We start from the raw sequence: 24,272 nt of genomic DNA, 5'->3' as shown, positions 1-24,272 counted from the left end.
GTGGGCCGGCCCGCTCAGGCGCCGCCGCCGAAGTCGATATCATGGCCGGCTTCGAGACGCACATAGGCCTTGCGCCAGTCGTTGCGCCTGCCGAGGCGTTGGCCGTGCCGCTTGTTTTTTCCTTTGACGTTGAGGACCTGTACCCCGTCGACCTTCACGTTGAACAAGAGCTCGACGGCACGCGCGATCTCGCGCTTGGTTGCATCGGTCGCAACGCGGAAACCGTATTGACCGGCAAGATCGCCGGCTCGGGTCGTCTTCTCGGAGACGAGCGGCGCCAACAGGACGTTCATGAGACGCTCGTTGTTCATGCCAACCGCTCCTCCAAATGCTTCACGGCCGCCTCGGTGGCGAGCACGGTGTCGAACGCGACCATACTGACCGGGTCGACGTCCTGAACCGCCATCACATCGACCTTCGGAATATTGCGCGACGCCAGATAAAGGTTGTCGTCGAGCCCGTCTGTCAGGATGAGCACGTCCGTCAGCTCATGGCGCTTCAGCAGCGCCAGCAGATCCTTGGTCTTCGGGGCATCCAGGCGCATATCCTCGACGACGACCAACCGCCCTTGACGAACCAGCTCCGATAGAATCGAACGCACGGCACCGCGATACATCTTGCGGTTGACCTTCTGGCTGTAGTCCTGTGGCTTCGCTGCAAAGGTGACGCCGCCCGAGCGCCAGATCGGACTGCGCGAGCTACCTGCCCGTGCCCGACCGGTGCCTTTCTGGCGCCACGGCTTGGCCCCGCCACCCGAGACCTCGGCGCGTGTCTTCTGAGCCCGAGTCCCGGCGCGTGCACCGGCCATATAGGCGTTGACGACCTGATGAATCAGACCGGGCTTGTAGTCGACGCCGAAGACGGTGTCCGCAACCTGCAGGCTGGAACCGCCGGCATCGTTTCGAATCGTGAGCTCCATCAGTGCTTAACCCTTGTTCTTGTGCTTCACGGACGGCAACACGACCAAACGGCCACCGGTCGGACCGGGAACGCCGCCGCGCACCAGCAGAAGCTGCCGATCGGCGTCGACACGCACGACCTCGAGGTTCTGCGTGCAGCGATTGGCGGCACCCAGATGGCCAGCCATCTTCTTTCCCTTGAAAACCCGACCCGGCGACTGGTTCTGTCCGATCGAACCTGGAGCACGATGCGACAGAGAGTTGCCGTGTGTCGCATCTTGCCCGGCGAAGTGATGCCGCTTGATGGCACCGGCAAAGCCGCGGCCCTTGGTCACGCCCCGCACATCGACCTTTTGCCCCGGCGCGAAGATGTCGACCGAAATTTCCGAGCCCACGGCGAGATCGGTACCTTCGCCGCTATCCAGGCGGAACTCGCGCAGGCATTCGCCGGCTTCGACACCCGCCTTGGCATAGTGGCCGGCCATCGGTTTGGTCACGCGTGAGGCCCTCCGATTCCCGAAGGCGACCTGAATCGCGCTGTAACCGTCAGTCTCGGCAGACTTGACCTGGCTGACCCGGTTCGGCTGCACCTCGATGACGGTGACAGGGATACTGTCTCCGTCTTCGCTGAACAGCCGGGTCATGCCGGCCTTACGCCCAATCAATCCGATCGCCATGGGTTCGTCCTCAGCTCAACTTAATCTGGACGTCGACGCCCGCGGCCAGATCCAATTTCATCAATGCGTCGACCGTCTTGTCGGTCGGGTCGACGATATCCATCAGTCGCTTGTGCGTACGCAACTCGTACTGGTCGCGCGCGTCCTTGTTGACGTGCGGCGAGACCAGAATGGTGAATCGCTCCTTCTTCGAGGGAAGCGGCACCGGACCCCGAACCTGTGCGCCCGTGCGCTTGGCGGTATCGACGATTTCCCGAGCCGATTGGTCGATCAGGCGATGGTCAAACGCCTTCAGGCGAATACGAATTCTCTGGTTATTCATGCCTTTACTCGATGATCTTCGCAACGACGCCGGCACCGACGGTGCGGCCGCCTTCGCGTACCGCAAAGCGCAACCCTTCTTCCATGGCGATCGGCGCAATCAGCTTGATCGTCATCTTCACGTTATCCCCGGGCATCACCATCTCGATGCCCTCGGGCAGCTCGCAGGCGCCGGTCACGTCGGTGGTGCGGAAGTAAAACTGCGGACGATAACCGTTGAAGAACGGGGTATGTCGACCGCCCTCTTCCTTGCTCAGCACGTACACCTCGGCTTCGAAGTGGGTGTGCGGGTTGATCGACTTGGGCTTGGCCAGGACCTGACCACGCTCGACGTCTTCACGCTTGGTGCCGCGCAGCAGCACGCCGACGTTGTCCCCGGCCTGACCCTGATCAAGCAGCTTGCGGAACATCTCCACACCCGTGCAGGTGGTCTTCACGGTGTCCTTGATGCCGACGATCTCGACCTCTTCGCCCACCTTCACGACGCCGCGCTCGATACGTCCGGTCACCACGGTGCCGCGACCGGAGATCGAGAAGACGTCCTCGATCGGCATCAGGAAGGCACCGTCCACCGCACGCTCGGGCTGCGGGATGTAGCTGTCGAGCGCTTCCATCAGACGGTCGATCGAGGGGGTGCCGATCTCGGAGGTGTCGCCCTCCAGGGCAAGCTTCGCCGAGCCGGTCACGATCGGGGTGTCGTCGCCGGGGAAGTCGTAGCTCGAGAGCAGCTCGCGCACTTCCATCTCCACCAGCTCCAACAGCTCGGCGTCGTCGACCATGTCGGCCTTGTTCAGATACACCACGATGTAAGGCACGCCGACCTGACGCGACAGCAGGATGTGCTCGCGCGTCTGCGGCATCGGGCCGTCCGCGGCACTCACCACCAGAATCGCTCCGTCCATCTGCGCCGCACCCGTGATCATGTTCTTCACGTAGTCGGCGTGGCCGGGGCAGTCCACATGGGCGTAGTGACGGTTCTTGGTCTCGTACTCCACGTGCGCCGTGGCGATCGTGATCCCGCGCTCGCGCTCTTCCGGGGCATTGTCGATCTGGTCGTAGGCGCGCGCCTCACCGCCGAATTGCTTCGACTGGTGCGTCGTGATCGCCGCCGTCAAGGTCGTCTTGCCGTGGTCGACATGGCCGATCGTGCCGACGTTCACGTGTGGCTTGCTGCGCTCGAATTTTGCTTTGGACATCCCACTCTACCCCTGTCGCTCGTTACTGTTTCTTGGAGACCGCTTCGGCAATGCTGGCGGGCACTTCGTTGTACTTACAGAACTCCATGCTGTAGGTCGCCCGCCCTTGGGTGGCCGACCGGAGGTCCGTTGCATAGCCGAACATCTCGGACAAGGGGACCTCTGCACGAATGATCTTGCCGGATGGCGCATCGTCCATCCCCTGGATCATGCCGCGACGACTATTCAGATCGCCCATGACGTCGCCCATGTTCTCTTCGGGCGTCACGACCTCGACCTTCATAATGGGCTCGAGCAGGACAGGCTTGGCTTTGGCCGCCCCTTCCTTGATCCCCATCGAGCCGGCAATCTTGAAGGCCATTTCGCTCGAGTCGACCTCATGGTAAGAGCCGTCATAGAGCGTGACCTTGATGTCCACCATCGGAAAGCCGGCCAGAATGCCGTTCTTCATCGCCTCCTGAATGCCTTTGTCGACCGCCGGAATGTATTCTTTCGGAACCGTGCCGCCGACGATTGCATTGACGAACTCGTACCCGACACCCGCCTCTTGCGGCTCGATACGGAGGTAGACGTGACCGTACTGACCGCGACCGCCGGATTGGCGTGCGAACTTGGTCTCTTGCTCGACGGTCTTTCGGATCGTCTCGCGGTAACTGACCTGCGGCGCACCGACGTTGGCCTCGACCTTGAACTCGCGACGCATCCGATCGACGATGATCTCCAGATGCAGCTCGCCCATCCCGGAGATAATGGTCTGGCCGGACTCCTCGTCGGTGTGCACGCGGAAGGACGGGTCCTCCTGTGCCAGCTTCGAGAGCGCGACGCCCATCTTCTCCTGGTCGCTCTTCGTCTTGGGCTCCACCGCAACCGAGATGACCGGCTCCGGGAACTCCATACGCTCGAGCGTAATCACCTTATTAAGATCGCACAGGGTGTCGCCAGTGGTGACATCTTTCAGGCCGACTGCTGCAGCGATGTCCCCGGCGTGGACCTCTTTGATCTCTTGCCGCTCATTCGCATGCATCTGCAGGATACGGCCGATGCGCTCCTTTTTGTGCTTGACCGGGTTATAGATAGTGTCCCCGGACTTGAGCACACCCGAATAGGCACGGAAGAAGGTCAGCGTACCGACAAAGGGATCCGTCGCGATCTTGAATGCCAACGCAGCGAACGGCGCATCGTCGGATGCGGGACGCTCGCCTTCGGTCTCGTCCTTGTCGTCCAGGATGCCCTTGATGGCAGGCACATCGACCGGTGACGGCATATAGTCGATGACTGCATCCAGCATCGCCTGCACGCCCTTGTTCTTGAAGGCGGAGCCGCACATCATGGGAACGATTTCGCTCTTCAGCGTGCGGGCACGCAGACCGGCCATGATCTCGGCCTCGGTCAACGCCTGGCCTTCGAGATACTTCTCCATCAACTCTTCGTTGGCCTCGGCGGCGGCCTCGACCATGTGCTCGCGCCACTCCTCGCACAGATCCTGCAGATCTTCGGGGATTTCGCGAAGCTCATATTCCATGCCGCGGGACGCCTCGTCCCAATAGACAGCCTTCATTTGGACGAGATCGACCACGCCCTTGAAGTCTTCTTCCGCACCGATCGGCACCTGAATCGGCACAGCGTTGCCGCCGAGCCGGTCCTTGACCTGCTGCACGACGCGAAAGAAGTTCGCGCCCATGCGGTCCATTTTGTTCACGAACGCGATTCGCGGCACGCCGTACTTGTCGGCTTGACGCCAGACGGTTTCCGACTGCGGCTCGACGCCACCGACGGCACAAAAGACCGCACAGGCACCGTCAAGGACACGCAGGGAGCGCTCGACTTCGATGGTGAAATCGACGTGCCCGGGCGTATCGATAATGTTGATTCGATGCTCGGGACGCTCCCGGCTCATTCCCTTCCAGAAGCAGGTCGTCGCAGCGGAGGTAATGGTGATCCCGCGCTCTTGCTCCTGCTCCATCCAGTCCATGGTCGCGGCGCCGTCGTGCACTTCGCCCAACTTGTGCGAGACACCCGTATAAAAGAGAACGCGCTCGGTGGTCGTTGTCTTCCCGGCATCGATGTGCGCCATGATGCCGAGATTGCGATACCGCTCGATTGGGGTGCTACGTGCCACGACTGTATCCGCCCTGATTGAATGAAACTCGGTCCGCGCTGTTACCAGCGGTAATGCGAGAAGGCCTTGTTTGCTTCGGCCATCCGATGCGTATCTTCTTTCTTCTTGACGGCGGAACCGCGAGAATCCGCTGCGTCCATCAGCTCGCCGGCCAAACGCAACGCCATCGACTTCTCGGAACGCTTGCGCGCCGCGTCGATAATCCACCGCATCGCCAGCGAGTTGCGCCGCGTCGAGCGCACTTCAACCGGGACCTGATAGGTCGCGCCGCCAACCCGCCGGGATTTGACCTCGACCGCCGGGCGCACGTTGTCCATCGCCTGCTCGAGCAGCTCGACCGGGCGCCCGCCCTTCTTCTCGGTCACCTGATCGAGCGCCGTATAAATAATGCGCTCGGCGACGGACTTCTTGCCGTCTTCCATCATCATGTTGATGAACTTGGTCAGGAGCTCGCTTCCGTGCTTCGGATCGGGAAGGATCTGGCGACGGGCGGCAACGCGTCTTCTCGGCATTGTGGTTTAGACTCCGATTTCACTCAATTGGGCTGACCGGTCCGGCGACCGGGTCACTTCTTGGGGCGCTTGGCGCCGTACTTGGAACGGCCCTGACGCCGCTTCTCGACACCCGAGGTGTCCAGCGTGCCGCGCACCGTGTGATAGCGCACACCGGGAAGGTCCTTAACACGTCCGCCGCGAATCAGCACGACCGAGTGCTCTTGGAGGTTGTGACCCTCGCCACCAATGTAGGAGGCGACCTCGTAGCCGTTGGTCAACCGAACGCGAGCAACCTTACGCAGCGCGGAGTTCGGCTTTTTCGGGGTCGTGGTGTAGACCCGCGTACAGACACCGCGACGCTGGGGGCATGCCTCGAGGGCAGGAACGGTGCTCTTTGCCACGACACGCTTGCGGGGCTTGCGCACGAGTTGGTTGATCGTTGCCATGCAATCAGTCTCCAGAGGCGCAAGGGCGCCGAAAACACAAGCGTAAAATTACTCTTGCGCGACCGCGTGCCGACTGTTTAAGACGGCGCTGCCGCACGTATGCGATCGATCGACTCGGGGACCGGGCGGGTGGATGCCCAGACCAAGGAACCAGACCTAGAAAAAAAGAGGCTAGACGGCGAGGAGCCGTCTAGCTGAGACCGAGCAGTATAGGGAGACGGGCTATTGGTGTCAACCGACTCAACAGCCTCTCTGCTCAAGAAGCGGGTGCAGCATACAAAGGATGCCGCATTCCGGGCTCGGGGTCGGCGCCGCGACGCTCCGAGCCAATGCACAACCCGAAATCAACCTGCTTCGGAGGTGTTGAGCGCCTTCTTCAATGCCTCTTCGAGCTCCTCGGTCGCCATCTCGACCTTCCCGGAGCCCGAGAGCTCCATCTGACGCTGCCGGCGCCGCTCCTGGTGATGTGCGAGCCCTGTCCCCGCCGGGATGAGACGGCCTACGATGACGTTCTCCTTCAGACCGGCAAGACGATCGGTGGAACCGCGCACCGCGGCCTCCGTCAGGACGCGTGTCGTTTCCTGGAAGGATGCTGCCGAGATGAAGGACTCGGTTGCAAGAGACGCCTTGGTAATACCCAGCAGCAGAGGCTCGTAGAGCGCAGGCTGCTTGCCCTCGGCCATGACCCGCTTGTTCTCGTCCATCAGGACCGAGTGCTCGGCCTGCTCGCCGCGAAGCAAACGAGTATCGCCGGCGGAGGTGACCTCGACCTTGCGCAGCATCTGGCGAACGATCACCTCGATGTGCTTGTCGTTGATCTTCACGCCCTGCAACCGGTAGACGTCCTGGATCTCCTTGACCAGATACTCGGCCAAGGCGGTGACACCCTTCAGACGCAGGATGTCGTGAGAGGCCAGCTCGCCGTCGGCGATGACCTCGCCGCGCTCCACCCGCTCGCCTTCGAACACGTTGACGTTGCGCCACTTCGGGATCAGCTCCTCCACCGTCTCGCCATCGTCCATGGTGATGACGAGGCGCTGCTTGCCCTTGGTGTCCTTGCCGAAACCGATCGTACCGCTGGCCTCCGCGAGCAAGGCCGCTTCCTTCGGCTTGCGGGCCTCGAACAGATCCGCAACACGCGGCAGACCGCCCGTGATGTCGCGCGTCTTACTCGACTCTTGCGGGATTCGCGCCAGGATGTCGCCGACGCCCACGTTCGCCCCGTCCTCGACACCGACGATGGCGCCCGCGGGCAGGAAGTAGCGTGCCGGGAGATCGGTACCCGCAATCTTGAGCTCGTTGCCGTCCTCGCCGATCAGTTTGACCATCGGGCGCAAGTCTTTGCCCGAGGATGGCCGCTGCTTCGGGTCGATGACGACTCGCGAGGTCAGACCCGTGACATCGTCGACCTGACCCTGTACCGTGACGCCCTCGATGAAGTCCTCGAAAGCGAGCTTACCGGCCACCTCGGTGACGACCGGATGGGTATGCGGATCCCAGTTGGCCACCACGTCGCCCGGCTTCACGGGGTCGCCGTCGGCAGCGCGCAGGCTGGCGCCGTAGGGCACCTTGTAGCGCTCTTTCTCAAGCCCGCGATCGTCGACGACGGTCAGCTCACCGGAGCGCGAGACCGCGACAAGGTTTTTGCCCGAGTGGTGCTCGACCACCTTGATGTTGTGCAGTCGTACCGAGCCGGCATTCTTGATGTCGATACTGTTGACCGCGGCGGCCCGCGATGCCGCACCGCCGATATGGAAGGTGCGCATGGTCAGCTGAGTACCGGGCTCGCCGATCGACTGAGCGGCGATGACGCCCACCGCTTCGCCGAGGTTCACACGATGCCCGCGCGCCAGGTCGCGTCCGTAGCACTGAGCGCAGACACCCAACCGCGACTCGCAGGTGATCGGCGAGCGCACGCGGACCTGATCGATACCGATCGCCTCGAAACGCTCCACCCAGGACTCGTCGAGCAGGGTACCCGCTTCGCAGACCAACTCCTCGGTTCCGGGCCGATAGACATCCACGGCAGCCACGCGCCCGAGGATGCGCTCGCGCAAGGGCTCGACCACGTCGCCGCCTTCGATGATGGGCGTCATGATCAGGCCGCCCTCGGTGCCGCAGTCTTCCTCGAGCACCACCATGTCCTGCGCTACGTCGACCAAGCGCCGAGTCAGGTAACCCGAGTTGGCGGTCTTCAACGCCGTATCGGCCAGACCCTTCCGCGCGCCGTGAGTGGAGATGAAGTACTGGATAACGTTCAGACCCTCGCGGAAGTTCGCGGTAATCGGCGTCTCGATGATGGAGCCGTCCGGCTTGGCCATGAGGCCGCGCATACCGGCAAGCTGCCGGATCTGTGCCGCCGAGCCGCGAGCGCCGGAGTCGGCCATCATGTAGATCGAATTAAAGGAGTCCTGCGTCACCTCGTTGCCGTCGCGGTCGACGACGCTGTCCTTGCCGAGCTTGCTCATCATGGACTTGGCGACACGATCGTTGGTGTGCGACCAGATATCGACGACCTTGTTGTAGCGCTCGCCGTTGGTCACGAGACCGGACGCGTATTGGTCCTGGATCTCCTTCACCTCCTTCTCGGCTGCCGCGAGGATCCCGGCCTTCTCTTCCGGGACGGCCATGTCTTCCAGACCGATCGAGACCCCGGAACGCGTCGCCATCCGGAAGCCCATGTACATGACCTGGTCGGCAAAGACCACGGTCTCCTTCAGACCGAGCTGGCGATAACAGATATTGATCAAACGTGAGATCTGCTTCTTGCCGAGCGCTCGGTCCACCAGATCGAACGGCAGTCCGTCGGGAACGATGGCAAACACCAGGGCGCGACCCAGGGTCGTCTCCCGAATCGCCGTGTTCTCGTGCATCGAGCCGTCCTTGTGCTTGATCACCTCGCGGATGCGCACCTTGCAGCGCGCATGCAGATCCGCCTGGCCCGTCTCGTAGGCTCGCCGAGCCTCGTCGATGTCGGAGAAGACACTGCCCTCGCCCTTGGCATTGACGCGCTCGCGGGTCATGTAATAGAGCCCGAGCACCACGTCCTGCGAGGGTACGATGATCGGCTCGCCGTTGGCCGGAGAAAGGATGTTGTTGGAGGCCATCATGAGCGCACGCGCTTCGAGCTGCGCCTCGAGCGAGAGCGGCACGTGCACGGCCATCTGGTCGCCGTCGAAGTCCGCGTTGAAGGCGGTACAGACCAGCGGGTGGAGCTGGATCGCCTTACCCTCGATCAGGACCGGCTCGAAGGCCTGAATGCCGAGTCGATGCAGCGTCGGTGCGCGGTTGAGCATCACCGGATGCTCGCGGATGACCTCGTCGAGGATGTCCCACACCTCCGGGGTTCCGCGCTCGACCATTTTCTTGGCGGCCTTGATCGTCGCCGCCAGGCCGCGCAACTGTAGCTTGCTGAAGATGAAGGGCTTGAAGAGCTCCAGCGCCATCCGCTTGGGCAGACCGCACTGATGGAGCATCAGGGTCGGGCCGACCACGATGACCGAGCGTCCCGAGTAGTCGACGCGCTTGCCGAGCAGGTTCTGACGGAATCGGCCCTGCTTGCCCTTGATCATATCGGCCAGGGATTTGAGCGGACGCTTGTTGGTGCCCGTGATCGCGCGCCCACGCCGCCCGTTGTCGAGCAGTGCATCGACCGACTCCTGCAGCATGCGCTTCTCGTTGCGCACGATGATGTCGGGCGCAACCAGGTCGAGCAGACGCTTGAGACGGTTGTTGCGGTTGATGACGCGACGATACAGATCGTTCAGGTCCGAGGTCGCGAAACGACCGCCGTCCAACGGCACGAGTGGACGCAGCTCGGGCGGTAGGACGGGCAGAACCGTAAGGATCATCCACTCCGGGCGATTGCCCGAGGCCATGAGCGATTCCATGAGCTTCAGGCGCTTGGAGAGCTTTTTGATCTTGGTCTCGGAGTTGGTGGTCTCGATCTCCTCGCGCATGCGCCGGACCTCGTCCTCCATCTTGATGGTGCGCAGCAGCTCGTAGACGGCCTCCGCACCCATGCGCGCGTCGAACTCGTCGCCGTTCGCCTCCAAGGCTTCCAGGTACTGCTCGTCGTTGAGCAGCTGGCCGCGCTCCAGATCGACCACGAGGCCAGGATCCACCACCACGAAGGACTCGAAATAGAGGATGCGCTCGATGTCGCGCAGGGTCATATCGAGCAGCAGTCCGATACGCGACGGCAGCGACTTCAAGAACCAGATGTGCGCGACCGGGCTTGCCAGGTCGATATGGCCCATACGCTCGCGCCGGACCTTCGCCAGCGTGACCTCCACACCGCACTTCTCGCAGACGACACCACGGTGCTTCAGGCGCTTGTACTTGCCGCAGATGCACTCGTAGTCGGTGATCGGGCCGAAGATCTTGGCGCAAAACAGCCCGTCGCGCTCCGGCTTGAAGGTCCGGTAGTTGATCGTCTCCGGCTTCTTGACCTCGCCGTAGGACCAGGAACGGATCATCTCGGGAGAGGCGAGTCCGATCTTGATCGCGTCGAATTCCAGTGCCTGACCCTGCTGCTTGATGATTTTAAGTAGATCTTTCAAGATCTTATCTCCTGCCTACAATGACGATGATCAGCAATCGGCCGACCGCCGAGGATCCGCTTGAATGCGGAGTCCGGCGCTCGAGGCCAAGGGCCAAAAACTGAACCGCGTCCGGTACGACCTACACGATCGTCGTCGTGACTCGGCATCGAGAGCCTCCGTAAACGACGCAGTCGACGCGGTTCAGAACAATAAAACAAAGCCCCTGAACCGCGCCGCGCCGAAGCGCGTTGATTGCGATTCTGCGGCGCAAGGGCTCAATCCCGGCACACCCCTCCGGACGCGGTTCAGTCCTGCTGGAGCTCGACGTTGATCGCCAACGATCGAATTTCCTTCACCAAGACGTTGAAGGATTCGGGCATCCCCGCCTCCATCCGATGGTCGCCGTCGACGATGTTCTTGTACATCTTGGTACGACCGTTCACGTCGTCGGACTTCACCGTGAGCATCTCCTGCAGGGTGTAGGCCGCACCGTAGGCCTCCAGCGCCCAGACCTCCATCTCGCCGAAACGTTGCCCTCCGAACTGCGCCTTGCCGCCCAAAGGCTGCTGGGTCACCAGACTGTAGGGCCCGGTGGAGCGCGCGTGCATCTTGTCGTCGACCAGGTGGTTGAGCTTGATGATGTACATGTAGCCGACGGTTACAGGACGCTCGAAGGCATCGCCGGTGCGGCCGTCGTAGAGCTGCGTCTGACCGCTCGGGATGCCGTGCTCCGAGTTGTCGCGATCGGCGAGCTTGAGCATCGCCCGGATTTCCTCCTCCGTCGCGCCGTCGAACACGGGGGTCGCCAAAGGCACACCCCGCGTCAGGTGACGCGCGAGCTCCAGGATCTCTTCGTCGGTGAAGCTGCCCAGATCCTCGCGCTTGCCGCTGGTGTTGTAGACCTTCTCGAGGAAGGCGCGCAGCTCCGCAACTGCCGTGTGTGCGCGGAGCATCTTCTCGATCTTTACGCCGAGCCCGTTGGCCGCCCAGCCCAGATGGGTTTCGAGCACCTGCCCGACGTTCATGCGCGAGGGGACGCCGAGCGGGTTCAGGACGATATCCACCGGCTCGCCGTCCGCCGAGAAGGGCATGTCCTCGATCGGCACCACCTTGGAGATGACACCCTTGTTCCCGTGGCGCCCGGCCATCTTGTCGCCGGGTTGGACACGCCGCTTGACGGCCACGTACACCTTGACCATCTTGAGCACGCCCGGAGCCAGGTCGTCACCGCTCGAGATCTTGCGCTTCTTGACCTCGTAGCGGTCACGGAATTCCTCCCGCTGCTGCTTGATTTGAGCCGCAACGGCTTCGAGCTGGGTCGCGACCTCTTCGGCGCGCATCCGGATCTCGAGCCACTGATCGCGCGAGCCGTTGGATGCAAGCTCTTGAAGATAGGCCTTGGTGATCTTCGCACCCGGAGCCAGATTGCGCGGCCCGCCGTCGGCGACCTTGCCCACCAGCAGTCGCTCCACACGCTGGAAGGTGTCGTTCTCCATGATGCGCTGCTGGTCGGCAAAGTCCTTGCGCACGCGGTCGAGCTCCATCTCCTCGATCTGGAGCGCACGTTTGTCCTTGTCTACACCGTCGCGGGTGAAGACCTGGACATCGACGACGGTTCCGCTCATCCCGGACGGCAGGCGTAGCGAGGTGTCCTTCACGTCGGACGCCTTCTCGCCGAAAATCGCGCGCAGCAGCTTCTCCTCCGGCGTCAGCTGGGTCTCGCCCTTCGGCGTGACCTTGCCGACCAGGATGTCGCCGTCGCGCACCTCCGCACCGACATAGACGATGCCCGACTCGTCGAGCTTGGCCAGGGCCGACTCGCCGACGTTGGGAATATCGCTGGTGATCTCCTCCGGCCCCAACTTGGTATCGCGGGCCAGGCAAGCGAGCTCCTCGATATGGATGCTGGTGAAGCGATCTTCCTGCACCAGGCGCTCGGAGAGCAGGATCGAGTCCTCGAAGTTGTAGCCGTTCCAGGGCATGAAGGCGACCCGCAGGTTCTGCCCCAGGGCCAACTCGCCCATGTCCGTGGAAGGCCCGTCGGCGAGCACGTCGTCCACGGCAACGACATCGCCCGGCTTGACGAGCGGACGCTGATTAATACAGGTGTTCTGGTTGGAACGCGTGTACTTGGTGAGGTTGTAGATGTCCACGCCGGGGACGCCGGGGACGGCCTCCTCGTCGTTGACGCGCACGACGATACGCGCAGCATCGACCGACTCGATGGCACCGCCGCGACGGGCCACCACACAGACACCCGAGTCCTTGGCCACCACACGCTCCATGCCGGTGCCGATCAGCGGCTTCTCGGCCCGCAGGGTCGGGACTGCCTGGCGCTGCATGTTCGAGCCCATCAGGGCCCGGTTGGCATCATCGTGCTCGAGGAAGGGGATCAGGGACGCCGCCACCGAGACGATCTGACGCGGCGAGACGTCCATGAACTGGACCTCCTCGGGCGCACGCATCGTGAACTCGTTGGCATGCCGGCAGGACACCAGGGCGTCGGTCAGCTGACCCTCGTCGTCAAGCGTGGCGTTGGCCTGTGCGATCACGAAGTTGCCTTCCTCGATCGCCGATAGGTACTGAATGTCCATGGTGACCCGGCCGCCTTCCACCTTGCGATAGGGGGTTTCCAGGAATCCGTAGGAGTTGGTCCGCGCATACACGGCCAAGGAGTTTATCAGACCGATGTTCGGACCTTCAGGGGTCTCGATCGGGCAGACGCGACCGTAGTGCGTCGGGTGCACGTCGCGCACCTCGAAGCCGGCGCGCTCGCGTGCCAGGCCGCCCGGGCCGAGTGCCGAAACACGACGCTTGTGGGTGACCTCGGACAAGGGGTTGTTCTGGTCCATGAACTGAGAGAGCTGGCTGGAGCCGAAGAACTCCTTGATCGCGGCCGAGACCGGCTTGGCGTTGATCAGCTCCTGCGGCATGAGCCCCTCGGACTCGGCGAGCGAGAGGCGTTCCTTGACCGCACGCTCCACCCGCACCAGACCCACGCGGAATTGGTTCTCGGCCATCTCGCCGACACAGCGGATACGTCGATTGCCCAGATGATCGATATCGTCGACGCTGCCGCGGCCGTTGCGCAGCTCCACCAGCACCTTGAGTGCATCGATGATATCCGAGGTCTCGCCATGCTCCTGATGGAGCCGCTTGGAGAGCTCGTCGTTGCGTCCGCTGAAATAGCGCCCGTCGTAGATCACGCCGGGCCCCTCCTCCGAGGTCCGGCCGAGACGTCGATTGAACTTCATCCGCCCCACGGCCGAGAGGTCGTAGCGGTCCGGCGTAAAGAAGAGGTTGTGAAACAGGTTCTGGGCCGCTTCTTTGGTCGGCGGCTCGCCGGGACGCATCATGCGGTAGATCTCGACCTGCGCCTCCAGATCTGTGGTGGTCGGATCGATGCGCAGGGTCTCGGAGATGTAGGGTCCGTGATCCAGATCGTTGACGAAGAGCGTCTCGAGGGTCTCGATGCCTTTCTCGAAGATGGTTTCGAGAAGCTCGGGGGTGATCTCGGCGTTCGCCTCCGCGATCACCTCGCCGGTCTCGGTGTCGATCTGAGGGTGCGCCAAAACGCGACCGACCAGGAAATCGGAGGGGACATCGAGGCGTTCGACCCCGGCCTTCTGAAGCTCGCGGATGTGCCGCGCGGTGACACGACGCCCGGACTCCACCAGCAACTCGTCGCCGAGCATGACGTCGAACCCGACGGTCTCGCCGCGGAGGCGTTCGGGTACGAGATCGAGCGTCACGGAGCGGTCCCGAATCCGGAAGGTATCGGTCTCGAAGAAGCGTTCGAGGATGTCCTCGACGCCGTAGCCCAGCGCGCGCAGCAGGATGGTCGCCGGCAGCTTGCGGCGACGGTCGATGCGCACGAACACGTTGTCTTTTGGATCGAACTCAAAGTCGAGCCAGGATCCGCGGTAAGGGATCACCCGCGCAGAGAAGAGCAGCTTGCCCGAGGAGTGGGTCTTGCCCTTGTCGTGATCGAAGAAGACGCCGGGGGAACGGTGGAGCTGCGAGACGATGACGCGCTCAGTGCCGTTGATGATGAAGGTGCCGGTGCCGGTCATGAGCGGCAACTCGCCCATGTAGACCTCTTGCTCGCGCACATCCTTGATGACCTTCGAGCCAGCGGGAGCATCGCGATCGTAGATCACGAGGCGCAGCAGCACCCGCAGGGGTGCGGCGAAGGTCGCTCCGCGCAGATGACACTCGCGCTCGTCGAACACGGGTTCCCCGAGTCGATATTTCACGTATTCGAGAACGGCGTTGCCCGAGTAGCTCTCAATCGGAAAGACGGTCTTGAAGGCTGCATGCAGGCCGACGTCGCGCCGGTCCCCGATCGGCCCCTCGGCCTGAAGGAACTCGCGATAAGAGTCGATCTGAGTCGCCAACAAGAAAGGCACGTCCAGGATGCTCGGACGCTTGCCGAAGTCTTTACGAATGCGCTTTTTTTCGGTGAACGAATAGGCCATGATGCCTTTCCCTCGAAATACGTGCTTGTGTCCAGGACGGGGATCGACGCCGCAACGAATCGCGAACGTCGGGGCCGGACCTCTGCGGTCAGGTCCTCATCGACGACAACGCCCCGTCAAAAGGGGCGACCGGCAAGCCGGCATCGTCGACACGGGTCGTCAAAACCCAACGGCGAAAGGCCGGCGGCTACTCGCCGCCAGCCCGAAGGTCCCACCGAAGGCAAGATCGACGCAATGCGCCGTTACTTCACTTCGACCGTGGCACCAGCCTCTTCGAGGAGCTTCTTGGCCTCTTCGGCCTCGCCCTTGGAAACGGCTTCCTTCAAGGTCGTGGGCGCGCCTTCGACGGCGTCCTTCGCTTCCTTCAGACCGAGGCCGGTCAGGGACCGCACGGCCTTGATGACCGCAACCTTATTGGCACCGAACGACGCCAGGATGACGTCGAACTCGGTCTGCTCTTCGGCCGGGGCGGCTTCAACGCCGGCACCGGCAGCCGGGGCAGCCACGGCGGCGGCTGCGGTCACGCCGAACTTCTCTTCCATCGCGCTGATGAGGTCGACGACCTCCAACACGGTCATGTTGCCGATTGCTTCAAGGATCTCGTCTTTGGAGACGGCCATGGTGAGCTCCTGAGATATCTCTAAAATGGGATTGCTGGTAAACGCAGCCGCCTAAGCGGCCTCTTTCGCGTCGCGAATCGCGGCGATGGTGCGGACCAATTTGCCCGGCACCTCGTTGATCGTCGCTGCAAGCTTCTGCACGGGCGCCTTCATCACGGCCATCAGCAAACTGATCGCCTGATCGCGGGTCGGCATCTTGGCGAGATTGCCGAGCTCCGATGGATCAAGCAGCTTGCCTCCGAGGGCGACCAGTCGCACCTCGACCTTGGTGTGGTCCTTTGCAAAGGCTTCCATGACGCGCGCAGCGGAACCCGGGTCTTCCTGCGAGAAGGCGAGTACCAATGGGCCTTTCAGCCCCTCGCTCATGCACGCGAAGTCCGTATCCTGCAACGCACGTCGTGCCAAGGTGTTCTTGACGACGCGAACATAGACCCCTGCCTTGCGCGCTTCCACGCGAAGCCGTGTCATCTGTTCCACGGTCAAGCCCCGATACTCGGCCCCGACGGCCGAATGGGCACCTTTGGCGACTTCCGCGACCTCGGCGACGATGATTTCCTTTTGCGCAAAACTGAGCGCCATGTTCGTCACCTCTTGTCGGTAAACCCGGCCTGAGCCGGAGCCGTCGAGGACGCGCATCCAGCACGCACTCTCGGGCGATCATGTGCACCTTCACCAGCAAAACGACTGATTCGGGAGCACCGTCTGCGCAGGCAGGCGAGCCATTAAGTCCACCGCACCGAATCCTTATAGGGCGCAAGACACCTGCGGTCTTTGACGGCCCCCGGCATCGGCCGGGGCCCCAAAGAAGACCTGAGCTCGCAGGGCACAAGCCCCCGCGAGATCAAACTATAAACTCAGCCCCGCGTGATCCACGGTCAGACCCGGGCCCATGGTGGTCGAGACCGTGACCTTACGCATGTACACGCCCTTGGAGCTGCTCGGCTTGGATCTCATCAGATTCGCCAGCAGCGCCTCGAGATTCTCCCGCAGCTTCACGGGCTCGAAATCGGCTTTGCCGAGCGGGCAATGGATGATGCCGGCCTTGTCGGTGCGGTAGCGCACCTGCCCGGCCTTCGCATTGCGAACCGCCTCGGCGACATCAGGCGTCACGGTGCCGACCTTCGGATTCGGCATCAAGCCGCGGGGGCCGAGGATTTTGCCGAGTTGCCCGACCAGTCGCATCGCGTCCGGCGAGGCGATCACGACGTCGAAATCGAGCTTGCCGGCCTTGATGTCTTCTGCAAGATCATCGAAACCCACACGATCCGCGCCGGCCTCGGTTGCAGCATCCGCGGACGCACCCTGGGCGAACACCGCCACGCGGACGGTCTTGCCGATCCCGTGCGGCAAAACAGTCGAGCCGCGCACGACCTGATCGGATTTACGCGGGTCGACGCCGAGGTTTACCGCAACATCAACGCTTTCCGAAAACTTGATCTGCGACAACTCTTTGAGGAGCGAGAATGCCTCTTCCGCCGGATAGAGTCTGCCGCGCTCCACGCGCTCTTGAATTGCGCGCATGCGCTTGGATAGACGAGCCATCAGTTCACCCCCTCGACATCGAGCCCCATCGCACGGGCACTGCCCGCAACGGTGCGAACGGCCGCGTCCATATCCGCAGCGGTCAGATCGGGCATCTTCGCGGTGGCGACCTGCTCGAGCTGCTCGCGCGTCACCACACCGATCTTGTTGGTGTTCGGATTCGGACTACCCTTCTGGAGTCCCATGACCTTCTTCAGAAGAATGGAGGCCGGCGGGGTCTTGGTGATAAAGGTAAAGCTGCGATCCGAATAAACCGTGATCACAACCGGGATCGGCATCCCCTTCTCGAGCTCCTGCGTACGCGCATTGAACGTTTTGCAGAACTCCATGATATTGACGCCGTGCTGACCAAGCGCAGGACCGACGGGCGGGCTTGGGGTCGCCTCGCCGGCCTTGACCTGCAGCTTGATATAGGCGTTGATCTTTTTCGCCATGGTTTCTCTCCAGTGGGGTGATAGCGCCGCAGATCGGGTCTCGGCTCCCCCGACAAAGGTCCCTCAACGGGACTCGGTATCGCCGCCACGCGAACGGCGGCGGCAGTAAACGGGGCTCGGCGTCAAGACACCCGTGATCGTCCGCGAATCGCGGATCAGGCCTTCTCGACTTGAGCGAACTCAAGATCGACAGGAGTCGAGCGCCCGAAGATGAGAACCGAAACCTTGACGCGGCTCTTGTCGTAATCGACATCCTCGACGACCCCGTTGAAGTCGGTGAAGGGTCCATCGACAACGCGAACGACCTCGCCCGGCTCGTAAAGCACCTTCGGCCGTGGCTTCTCGCCGCCCTCCTGCAGGCGTACGAGGATGGCATCGGCCTGAGAATCCGGAATCGGCGCCGGGCGATCCCCGGTACCACCGATAAAGCCCATGACCTTGGGAACACTCTTGACGAGGTGCCAGGTCTCGTCCGTCATCTCCATCTGCACGAGAACATAGCCGGGGAAGAATTTGCGCTCGCTTTTGCGTTGCTGGCCTCCACGCATTTCGACCACTTCTTCGGTCGGCACGAGAATCAAGCCGAACAACTCTTCCAATCCGGCACGCTTGACACGATCCTCAAGCGAACGCTTCACCTGCCCCTCGAAGCCCGAGTATGCATGGATGACATACCATCGCTTGGACATACTCAGCCCCCCTGGCCGGTGAGGAATCTGAGAATTGCCATCAGCATCATGTCGAAGAGCCAGAGGATGACGCCCACAATCAGGACCATCACAATGACGATCAGCGTCGTCTGCAGCGTCTCCTGACGCGACGGCCAGACGACCTTTCGAACCTCCATGCGCGCATCGGATACGAACTGCCACAAGGCTCGGCCGCGCTCGGTCTGCAAAGCAACAGCGGCAGCGCCACCGCTGATCACCAACAGCCCGATCACACGGAGCAGAACCGAAAAGCCCTCGAAAAAATAGAAGGCGAAGATGCCGCTGACCAGCAACAACGCGGCGATTGCCAGCTTGGCAGTGTCCAAGCCGGCCCCTCGGGCCTCTGCACGTGAATTCATGAGATCGGGTGTCGCCTGAGCGATAAATTTAACGGAGCGATGGGTTGTATGGCAGGCCAGGAGGGACTCGAACCCCCAACCTGCGGTTTTGGAGACCGCTGCTCTGCCAATTGAGCTACTGGCCTAAAACAATCAGGATCAGTCGCGGGATCTGTCGGGCAGGCCCATCAGCACTGCCCTCCGAGCCGCGACAACCCGTGTCACTCGATGATCTTCGCGACGACGCCGGCACCGACGGTGCGGCCGCCTTCGCGTACCGCAAAGCGCAACCCTTCTTCCATGGCGATCGGCGCAATCAGCTTGATCGTCATCTTCACGTTATCCCCGGGCATCACCATCTCGATGCCCTCGGGCAGCTCGCAGGCGCCGGTCACGTCGGTGGTGCGGAAGTAAAACTGCGGACGATAACCGTTGAAGAACGGAGTGTGTCGTCCGCCCTCTTCCTTGCTCAGCACGTACACCTCGGCTTCGAAATGGGTGTGCGGGTTGATCGACTTGGGCTTGGCCAGGACCTGACCACGCTCGACGTCTTCACGCTTGGTACCGCGCAGCAGCACGCCGACGTTGTCCCCGGCCTGACCCTGATCGAGCAGCTTGCGGAACATCTCCACACCCGTGCAGGTGGTCTTCACGGTGTCTTTGATGCCGACGATCTCGACCTCTTCGCCCACCTTTACCACGCCGCGCTCGATGCGTCCGGTCACCACGGTGCCGCGACCGGAGATCGAGAAGACGTCCTCGATCGGCATCAGGAAGGCACCGTCCACCGCACGCTCGGGCTGCGGGATGTAGCTGTCGAGCGCTTCCATCAGACGGTCGATCGAGGGGGTGCCGATCTCGGAGGTGTCGCCCTCCAGGGCAAGCTTCGCCGAGCCGGTCACGATCGGGGTGTCGTCGCCGGGGAAGTCGTAGCTCGAGAGCAGCTCGCGCACTTCCATCTCCACCAGCTCCAACAGCTCGGCGTCATCAACCATGTCGGCCTTGTTCAGATACACCACGATGTAAGGCACGCCGACCTGACGCGACAGCAGGATGTGCTCGCGGGTCTGCGGCATCGGGCCGTCCGCGGCACTCACCACCAGAATCGCTCCGTCCATCTGCGCCGCACCCGTGATCATGTTCTTCACGTAGTCGGCGTGGCCGGGGCAGTCCACATGGGCGTAGTGACGGTTCTTGGTCTCGTACTCCACGTGCGCCGTGGCGATCGTGATCCCGCGCTCGCGCTCTTCCGGGGCATTGTCGATCTGATCGTAGGCGCGCGCCTCACCGCCGAATTGCTTGGACTGGTGCGTCGTGATCGCCGCCGTCAAGGTCGTCTTGCCGTGGTCGACGTGGCCGATCGTGCCGACGTTCACGTGTGGCTTGCTGCGCTCGAATTTTGCTTTGGACATGAACGGCTCCCCGCATGGTTCAAATCGACAAGTCGCGCTGGACGCTAACGATACGACGATCCAAGACCGACGACTGGTTCTCGAATAACGAAAGTGGAGCCCATGACCGGAGTCGAACCGGTGACCTCACCCTTACCAAGGGTGTGCTCTACCAACTGAGCTACATGGGCGATCGCAAAGCTCACTCTATCAATGGAGCGGGTGATGGGAATCGAACCCACACCATCAGCTTGGAAGGCTGAGGTTCTACCATTGAACTACACCCGCAGCGCTCTCACGCCGAACAACGGGGTCGACGGCCGGCGCGACTGGGACCTAACCCATCACCGCAACCCACCGCCTGCCGAGACACTGCACTCTACGTGACCGAGATCCGGGTGATCTCCGGTTTTCGCCGCGACGACACACCAGCTCGCCGCCCCTCGAAAACATCTTCAACCGTGTAAAATCTGGTGGAGGGGGGAGGATTCGAACCTCCGAAGGCTGAGCCGTCAGATTTACAGTCTGATCCCTTTGACCGCTCGGGAACCCCTCCGTAAAGAGCGACGCAGTATATGGGGCGAAAAGATCAGCGTCAAGCCAACATAGACGGCCACGCATCGCTCTCGCCTGACACAACAGACGCACCGACGCCGAAGCACAATCGTCCTCATGCGAACGGATGTCGGCGGATATACAATAGTCCCTTGGGATGCGGAGCGCGGTGCTGCGGACCGCCCCTCCGATCCCCCATACTCCCGAGAAGACTCGACTCAAAACGCCCGGAGACGAAAAGAATGGACGTTACGATTTTTGGCAGCGGTTACGTTGGACTGGTCACTGGCGTTTGCCTTGCGGAGGTCGGCAATCGCGTCCTTTGCATCGATGTCGATCCTGCCAAAATCGCCCTCCTCAACAGCGGAGGCGTGCCCATCTACGAGCCAGGACTCGATGACCTGATCCAGCAGAACCGCGAGGCCGGCCGGCTCACCTTCTCGACCGACCCGGAGGAAGGGGTGCGGCACGGGCTGTTTCAATTCATCGCAGTCGGCACGCCGCCGGATGAAGACGGCTCGGCCGACCTACAGTACGTCCTCGCCGTCGCACGCAGTATCGGCGAGCACATGGACGGCTACCGTATCATCGTGAACAAATCGACGGTGCCCGTGGGCACCGCCGACAAGGTGGCCGCCGCTGTTCAAGACGCACAGACGGCCCGGGGCAGCACCGTCGAATTCGATGTCGTGTCCAATCCCGAGTTCCTGAAGGAAGGCGCCGCGATCGACGATTTCATGCGCCCGGATCGCATCATCGTCGGCACGGACAACCCGCGCACCGGCGAATTGCTTCGCGCACTCTACGCCCCCTTCAATCGTAACCACGACCGCGTCATGTTGATGGACGTGCGCTCGGCCGAGCTGACCAAATACGCCGCCAACGCCATGCTGGCGACTAAGATCAGCTTCATGAACGAGCTGTCGAATATCGCGGAGGCGGTCGGCGCCGACATTGAAAAGGTCCGCGTCGGGATCGGCTCGGATCCGCGCATCGGCTACCAGTTTATCTACCCCGGTTGCGGCTACGGGGGATCCTGTTTTCCGAAGGACGTGCGCGCACTCGAGCGAACGGCGCGCAGCTTAGGTTACGACCCGCAGTTGCTGGCCGCCGTCGAGGCCGTGAATTTCCGCCAGAAGGATCTCTTGTTCAAAAAGATCACCGACTATTTCAACGGCGACCTGGATGGACGCACGATCGCCATCTGGGGCCTTTCCTTCAAGCCCAACACGGACGACATGCGAGAGGCGTCGAGCCGAGTCTTGATGGAATCGCTTTGGGCCGCCGGCGTGAAGGTCCGCGCATTCGACCCGGTCGCCATGCCCGAGACGAGCCGCATCTACGGGGAACGCGCCGATATGGTCTTGGCCGACGACGCCATGTCGGCGCTCGAGGGCGCCGACGCCCTTGCGGTGTTGACCGAGTGGTCACAGTTCCGCAGTCCGGACCTCCGAATGATCAAGGAAAAGCTCAAGGCCGGGGCGATCTTCGACGGGCGCAACATCTTCGACCCTCTACAGATCGCCGCCGCCGGACTGGACTACATCTCCATCGGCAGGGCACCAACGGGTGCAAGGTGAGACGGCCGCCCAGCCACAGCGCAGGCATATGGGCAAGGCTTTTTGGAAGAATGCATAAGGGGAACGGCCCCCGCGGGGGCCGTCGATGTCTGATCATGCAACGCAGCGCGCGATCAGTCCAAGCGAGCGATCAGAAGCGGTGATTCCAGCCGATCTGGATGTCCATCTGCTGCATGTAGATAGATCCGGTCTGGCCTTGCGTGATGCTGGGACTCGTACCGTTCACCTCTTCCTCCGGCATGTATGAGAACGAGAAGGCGAATTCGTCTTTCTCCGTAAAACGATACGCCGCGCCCACCGTCAGATGCCAACGAACGGTTGCAGGAGTGAGGATGTTGAATAGAGCCTGCCGGCCAGGGGCAAACTCGGTGTTATAGCTCACGCCGGCCATCAGGCTCAGCTTCTCATTGGGGTCGTAGCGGAGGCCGAGCTTGAAAACATCCATGCTGTCCCATCCAAAGCCGAGCCCGTCATCCCCACCAAGACAGAACGATGGCTTGGGTCCGTCGGTGAAACAGGGAGTCAGATCCTTGTCGCTCGAATTGGAGATTGCCGCGATCTCATTGTAAAAGATGTGTTGATAATCAAAGGCCACAGTCAGGTTCGGTTTGGCCTTGTATGCCAGTCCGAGATTCAACATGGCCGGAATGTTGAACTCTCCGCCGTCGGCAAACAGTCCGCTATATTTGTCGAACTTAGTCATCCAGGTTTGAGTACGGTACGACATGCCAAGCGCCAACTGATCGTTGACCTCCCCGTACCATCCGAAATGCAAACCCGCGCCGTAAGACCAATCGACGCCATTGTTGCTGACGTCGCTCGGACTCACGGACGCAGCCCGGAAAGGCTCCAATCCGTTAGCCTTGAAGCTCTGCATCGCGAAAACAGGGGCTATACCGATCGATTGCTTGCCGTTCCCGATCTTAAACGTGTACGGAAACTCAATGAACAGTTGCTCAAGGTTGACCCCGGTTGAGGTCGTCGCTGTCAGATAACCGCCCGGATTGGCATTGTTGCCGTTCGGCGGAGGCGGAACGCTTGCGTCCGTCACAGGCATCGGCGGATTTGTCTGCGTAAACAGGAGTCCGCTCGGGCTCGCGATCGTGCCTGGAGGCGGCATCATCCCAGGACCGATTGCGAGTTGATTGGGCGCCGCCGCGAAATTCTGAAAAACGGGACGATCCTGATAATCGGTGTTCATGCCGCCATTGCCGAAGACGCTGATCCCGATCGTGCTTTGCGCATCAATCTCGTAGTTGTACCCAAAACTCGGGATCAAAAACCAGTCATTCTCGCTGTCGTATCGGCCGGGGGTGATGAAAGGTCCGGCGGGGAATCCCGTGTTTTGGTCGAAGGTAATGTCGTTGTTCGCATCGTATCCCCGAGGCGAGGGACTAAAGAACGCCACTGCAATATCGAGACTGTTGCCGACGAACGCCATACCCGCCGGGTTCGTCGCAGTGACGAGGGTATCCTGCGGCAACGCTGTCGCGACGCCAGCCATCGCCTTGGACTTGGTGCCCCAACCGTGCGAAAAGTACCCGTTGGTTGCAAATGCCAATGTCGGCAGCGACGCGCAAGCGATGGCTGCGACTTTCAGCGGCCAACCAACTCTCGAGAATGTGTGCATACTGTCCTCCCCCTTTTGGCATGCCGAACGTGAACGGCATATTTCGAATTGTATTTGTTGCGTTTAGAACTCGTTGGAAACTGATCCAAGCCTTCCGCAACAAAGCCCGATCTCCCGACTTCTCGATGCGGTCCGACATGGTTCGAGCGGATACCGGATGCGGGATCCAACTCCACGCAACGGGATCGCAGCAGAAGGCGGACCCGGTCGCCCAGTTGGATCTACACAACATGTATGGAAACCACGAAGATCCAACTGAATATTCGTCCGGGGATTGCGCTTTGTCAACGCTGAATTG

General features: G+C 61.8%; 19 protein-coding genes and 4 tRNA genes. 1 reads left to right on the top strand and 22 read right to left on the bottom strand.

The window, feature by feature from the left end; genetic code table 11:
• Positions 1–14: 14 nt before the first annotated feature.
• The 21 genes from rplW to LT988_RS20360 form a co-directional block, all read right to left on the bottom strand.
• A complete protein-coding gene (rplW, locus tag LT988_RS20460; protein WP_232407336.1) occupies positions 15–311 on the bottom strand; it encodes a 50S ribosomal protein L23 in 297 nt (98 codons plus the stop codon).
• Positions 308–919 carry a 50S ribosomal protein L4 gene (gene rplD / locus LT988_RS20455; RefSeq protein ID WP_232407335.1) on the bottom strand — a complete coding sequence of 204 codons (612 nt, stop codon included), beginning with the start codon at positions 917–919 and terminating at the stop codon, positions 308–310. Before rplD ends, rplW begins: the two co-directional genes overlap by 4 nt.
• A gap of 6 nt (positions 920–925) precedes the next feature.
• Positions 926–1,576: a 50S ribosomal protein L3 gene (rplC, locus tag LT988_RS20450; protein WP_232407334.1), complete on the bottom strand. Its 651-nt coding sequence runs from the start codon at positions 1,574–1,576 to the stop codon at positions 926–928.
• Positions 1,577–1,586: 10 nt separating this feature from the next.
• Complete coding sequence (gene rpsJ, locus LT988_RS20445) at positions 1,587–1,898, bottom strand: 30S ribosomal protein S10 (protein ID WP_007191159.1); 312 nt, start codon at positions 1,896–1,898, stop codon at positions 1,587–1,589.
• Positions 1,899–1,902: 4 nt separating this feature from the next.
• Positions 1,903–3,093 carry an elongation factor Tu gene (gene tuf / locus LT988_RS20440; RefSeq protein WP_232407326.1) on the bottom strand — a complete coding sequence of 397 codons (1,191 nt, stop codon included), beginning with the start codon at positions 3,091–3,093 and terminating at the stop codon, positions 1,903–1,905.
• A gap of 22 nt (positions 3,094–3,115) precedes the next feature.
• Complete coding sequence (gene fusA / locus LT988_RS20435; protein WP_232407333.1) at positions 3,116–5,212, bottom strand: elongation factor G; 2,097 nt, start codon at positions 5,210–5,212, stop codon at positions 3,116–3,118.
• Positions 5,213–5,253: 41 nt separating this feature from the next.
• A complete protein-coding gene (gene rpsG / locus LT988_RS20430) occupies positions 5,254–5,724 on the bottom strand; it encodes a 30S ribosomal protein S7 (protein ID WP_007195683.1) in 471 nt (156 codons plus the stop codon).
• A gap of 53 nt (positions 5,725–5,777) precedes the next feature.
• Entirely contained in the window at positions 5,778–6,152 is a 375-nt protein-coding gene (gene rpsL / locus LT988_RS20425) for a 30S ribosomal protein S12 (protein WP_007195682.1), read from the bottom strand.
• A gap of 344 nt (positions 6,153–6,496) precedes the next feature.
• A complete protein-coding gene (rpoC, locus tag LT988_RS20420) occupies positions 6,497–10,714 on the bottom strand; it encodes a DNA-directed RNA polymerase subunit beta' (RefSeq protein WP_232407332.1) in 4,218 nt (1,405 codons plus the stop codon).
• A gap of 287 nt (positions 10,715–11,001) precedes the next feature.
• Positions 11,002–15,174: a DNA-directed RNA polymerase subunit beta gene (gene rpoB, locus LT988_RS20415; RefSeq protein WP_232407331.1), complete on the bottom strand. Its 4,173-nt coding sequence runs from the start codon at positions 15,172–15,174 to the stop codon at positions 11,002–11,004.
• 242 nt (positions 15,175–15,416) lie between these two features.
• A complete protein-coding gene (gene rplL / locus LT988_RS20410; protein ID WP_007195679.1) occupies positions 15,417–15,794 on the bottom strand; it encodes a 50S ribosomal protein L7/L12 in 378 nt (125 codons plus the stop codon).
• 51 nt (positions 15,795–15,845) lie between these two features.
• Positions 15,846–16,373 carry a 50S ribosomal protein L10 gene (rplJ, locus tag LT988_RS20405; protein WP_232410624.1) on the bottom strand — a complete coding sequence of 176 codons (528 nt, stop codon included), beginning with the start codon at positions 16,371–16,373 and terminating at the stop codon, positions 15,846–15,848.
• A 267-nt stretch (positions 16,374–16,640) separates the two neighbouring features.
• The gene (gene rplA, locus LT988_RS20400) at positions 16,641–17,336 is read right to left on the bottom strand and encodes a 50S ribosomal protein L1 (protein ID WP_232407330.1); all 696 of its coding nucleotides are present in this window, start codon (positions 17,334–17,336) and stop codon (positions 16,641–16,643) included.
• On the bottom strand, positions 17,336–17,770 hold the full coding sequence (rplK, locus tag LT988_RS20395; RefSeq protein ID WP_232407329.1) for a 50S ribosomal protein L11: 435 nt from the start codon (positions 17,768–17,770) through the stop codon (positions 17,336–17,338). Before rplK ends, rplA begins: the two co-directional genes overlap by 1 nt.
• Before the next feature lie 155 nt (positions 17,771–17,925).
• Positions 17,926–18,459, bottom strand: a complete 534-nt coding sequence (gene nusG, locus LT988_RS20390) for a transcription termination/antitermination protein NusG (RefSeq protein WP_232407328.1) — start codon at positions 18,457–18,459, stop codon at positions 17,926–17,928.
• Positions 18,460–18,461: 2 nt separating this feature from the next.
• Positions 18,462–18,839, bottom strand: a complete 378-nt coding sequence (gene secE / locus LT988_RS20385) for a preprotein translocase subunit SecE (RefSeq protein ID WP_232407327.1) — start codon at positions 18,837–18,839, stop codon at positions 18,462–18,464.
• 49 nt (positions 18,840–18,888) lie between these two features.
• Positions 18,889–18,964 (bottom strand) — tRNA-Trp (locus tag LT988_RS20380).
• 75 nt (positions 18,965–19,039) lie between these two features.
• Positions 19,040–20,230, bottom strand: coding sequence for an elongation factor Tu (tuf, locus tag LT988_RS20375; protein WP_232407326.1), 1,191 nt, complete (start codon positions 20,228–20,230; stop codon positions 19,040–19,042).
• Positions 20,231–20,324: 94 nt separating this feature from the next.
• A tRNA-Thr gene (locus tag LT988_RS20370) sits at positions 20,325–20,400 on the bottom strand.
• Positions 20,401–20,423: 23 nt separating this feature from the next.
• Positions 20,424–20,497: transfer RNA gene (locus tag LT988_RS20365), tRNA-Gly, on the bottom strand.
• Between the two features lie 183 nt (positions 20,498–20,680).
• A tRNA-Tyr gene (locus tag LT988_RS20360) sits at positions 20,681–20,765 on the bottom strand.
• A 241-nt stretch (positions 20,766–21,006) separates the two neighbouring features.
• Here LT988_RS20360 and LT988_RS20355 point away from each other — a divergent pair.
• Entirely contained in the window at positions 21,007–22,344 is a 1,338-nt protein-coding gene (locus LT988_RS20355) for a UDP-glucose dehydrogenase family protein (RefSeq protein ID WP_232407325.1), read from the top strand.
• Positions 22,345–22,474: 130 nt separating this feature from the next.
• Here the strand turns inward: LT988_RS20355 and LT988_RS20350 are convergent, their stop codons facing one another.
• Positions 22,475–23,974 (bottom strand): OmpP1/FadL family transporter, encoded by a 1,500-nt coding sequence (locus tag LT988_RS20350; RefSeq protein WP_232407324.1) that lies wholly within the window; start codon positions 23,972–23,974, stop codon positions 22,475–22,477.
• Positions 23,975–24,272 lie beyond the last annotated feature (298 nt).

It is taken from the genome of Thiocapsa bogorovii (assembly GCF_021228795.1).
GTDB lineage: Bacteria > Pseudomonadota > Gammaproteobacteria > Chromatiales > Chromatiaceae > Thiocapsa > Thiocapsa bogorovii.
This window is presented reverse-complemented; position numbering and strand designations above follow the sequence as displayed.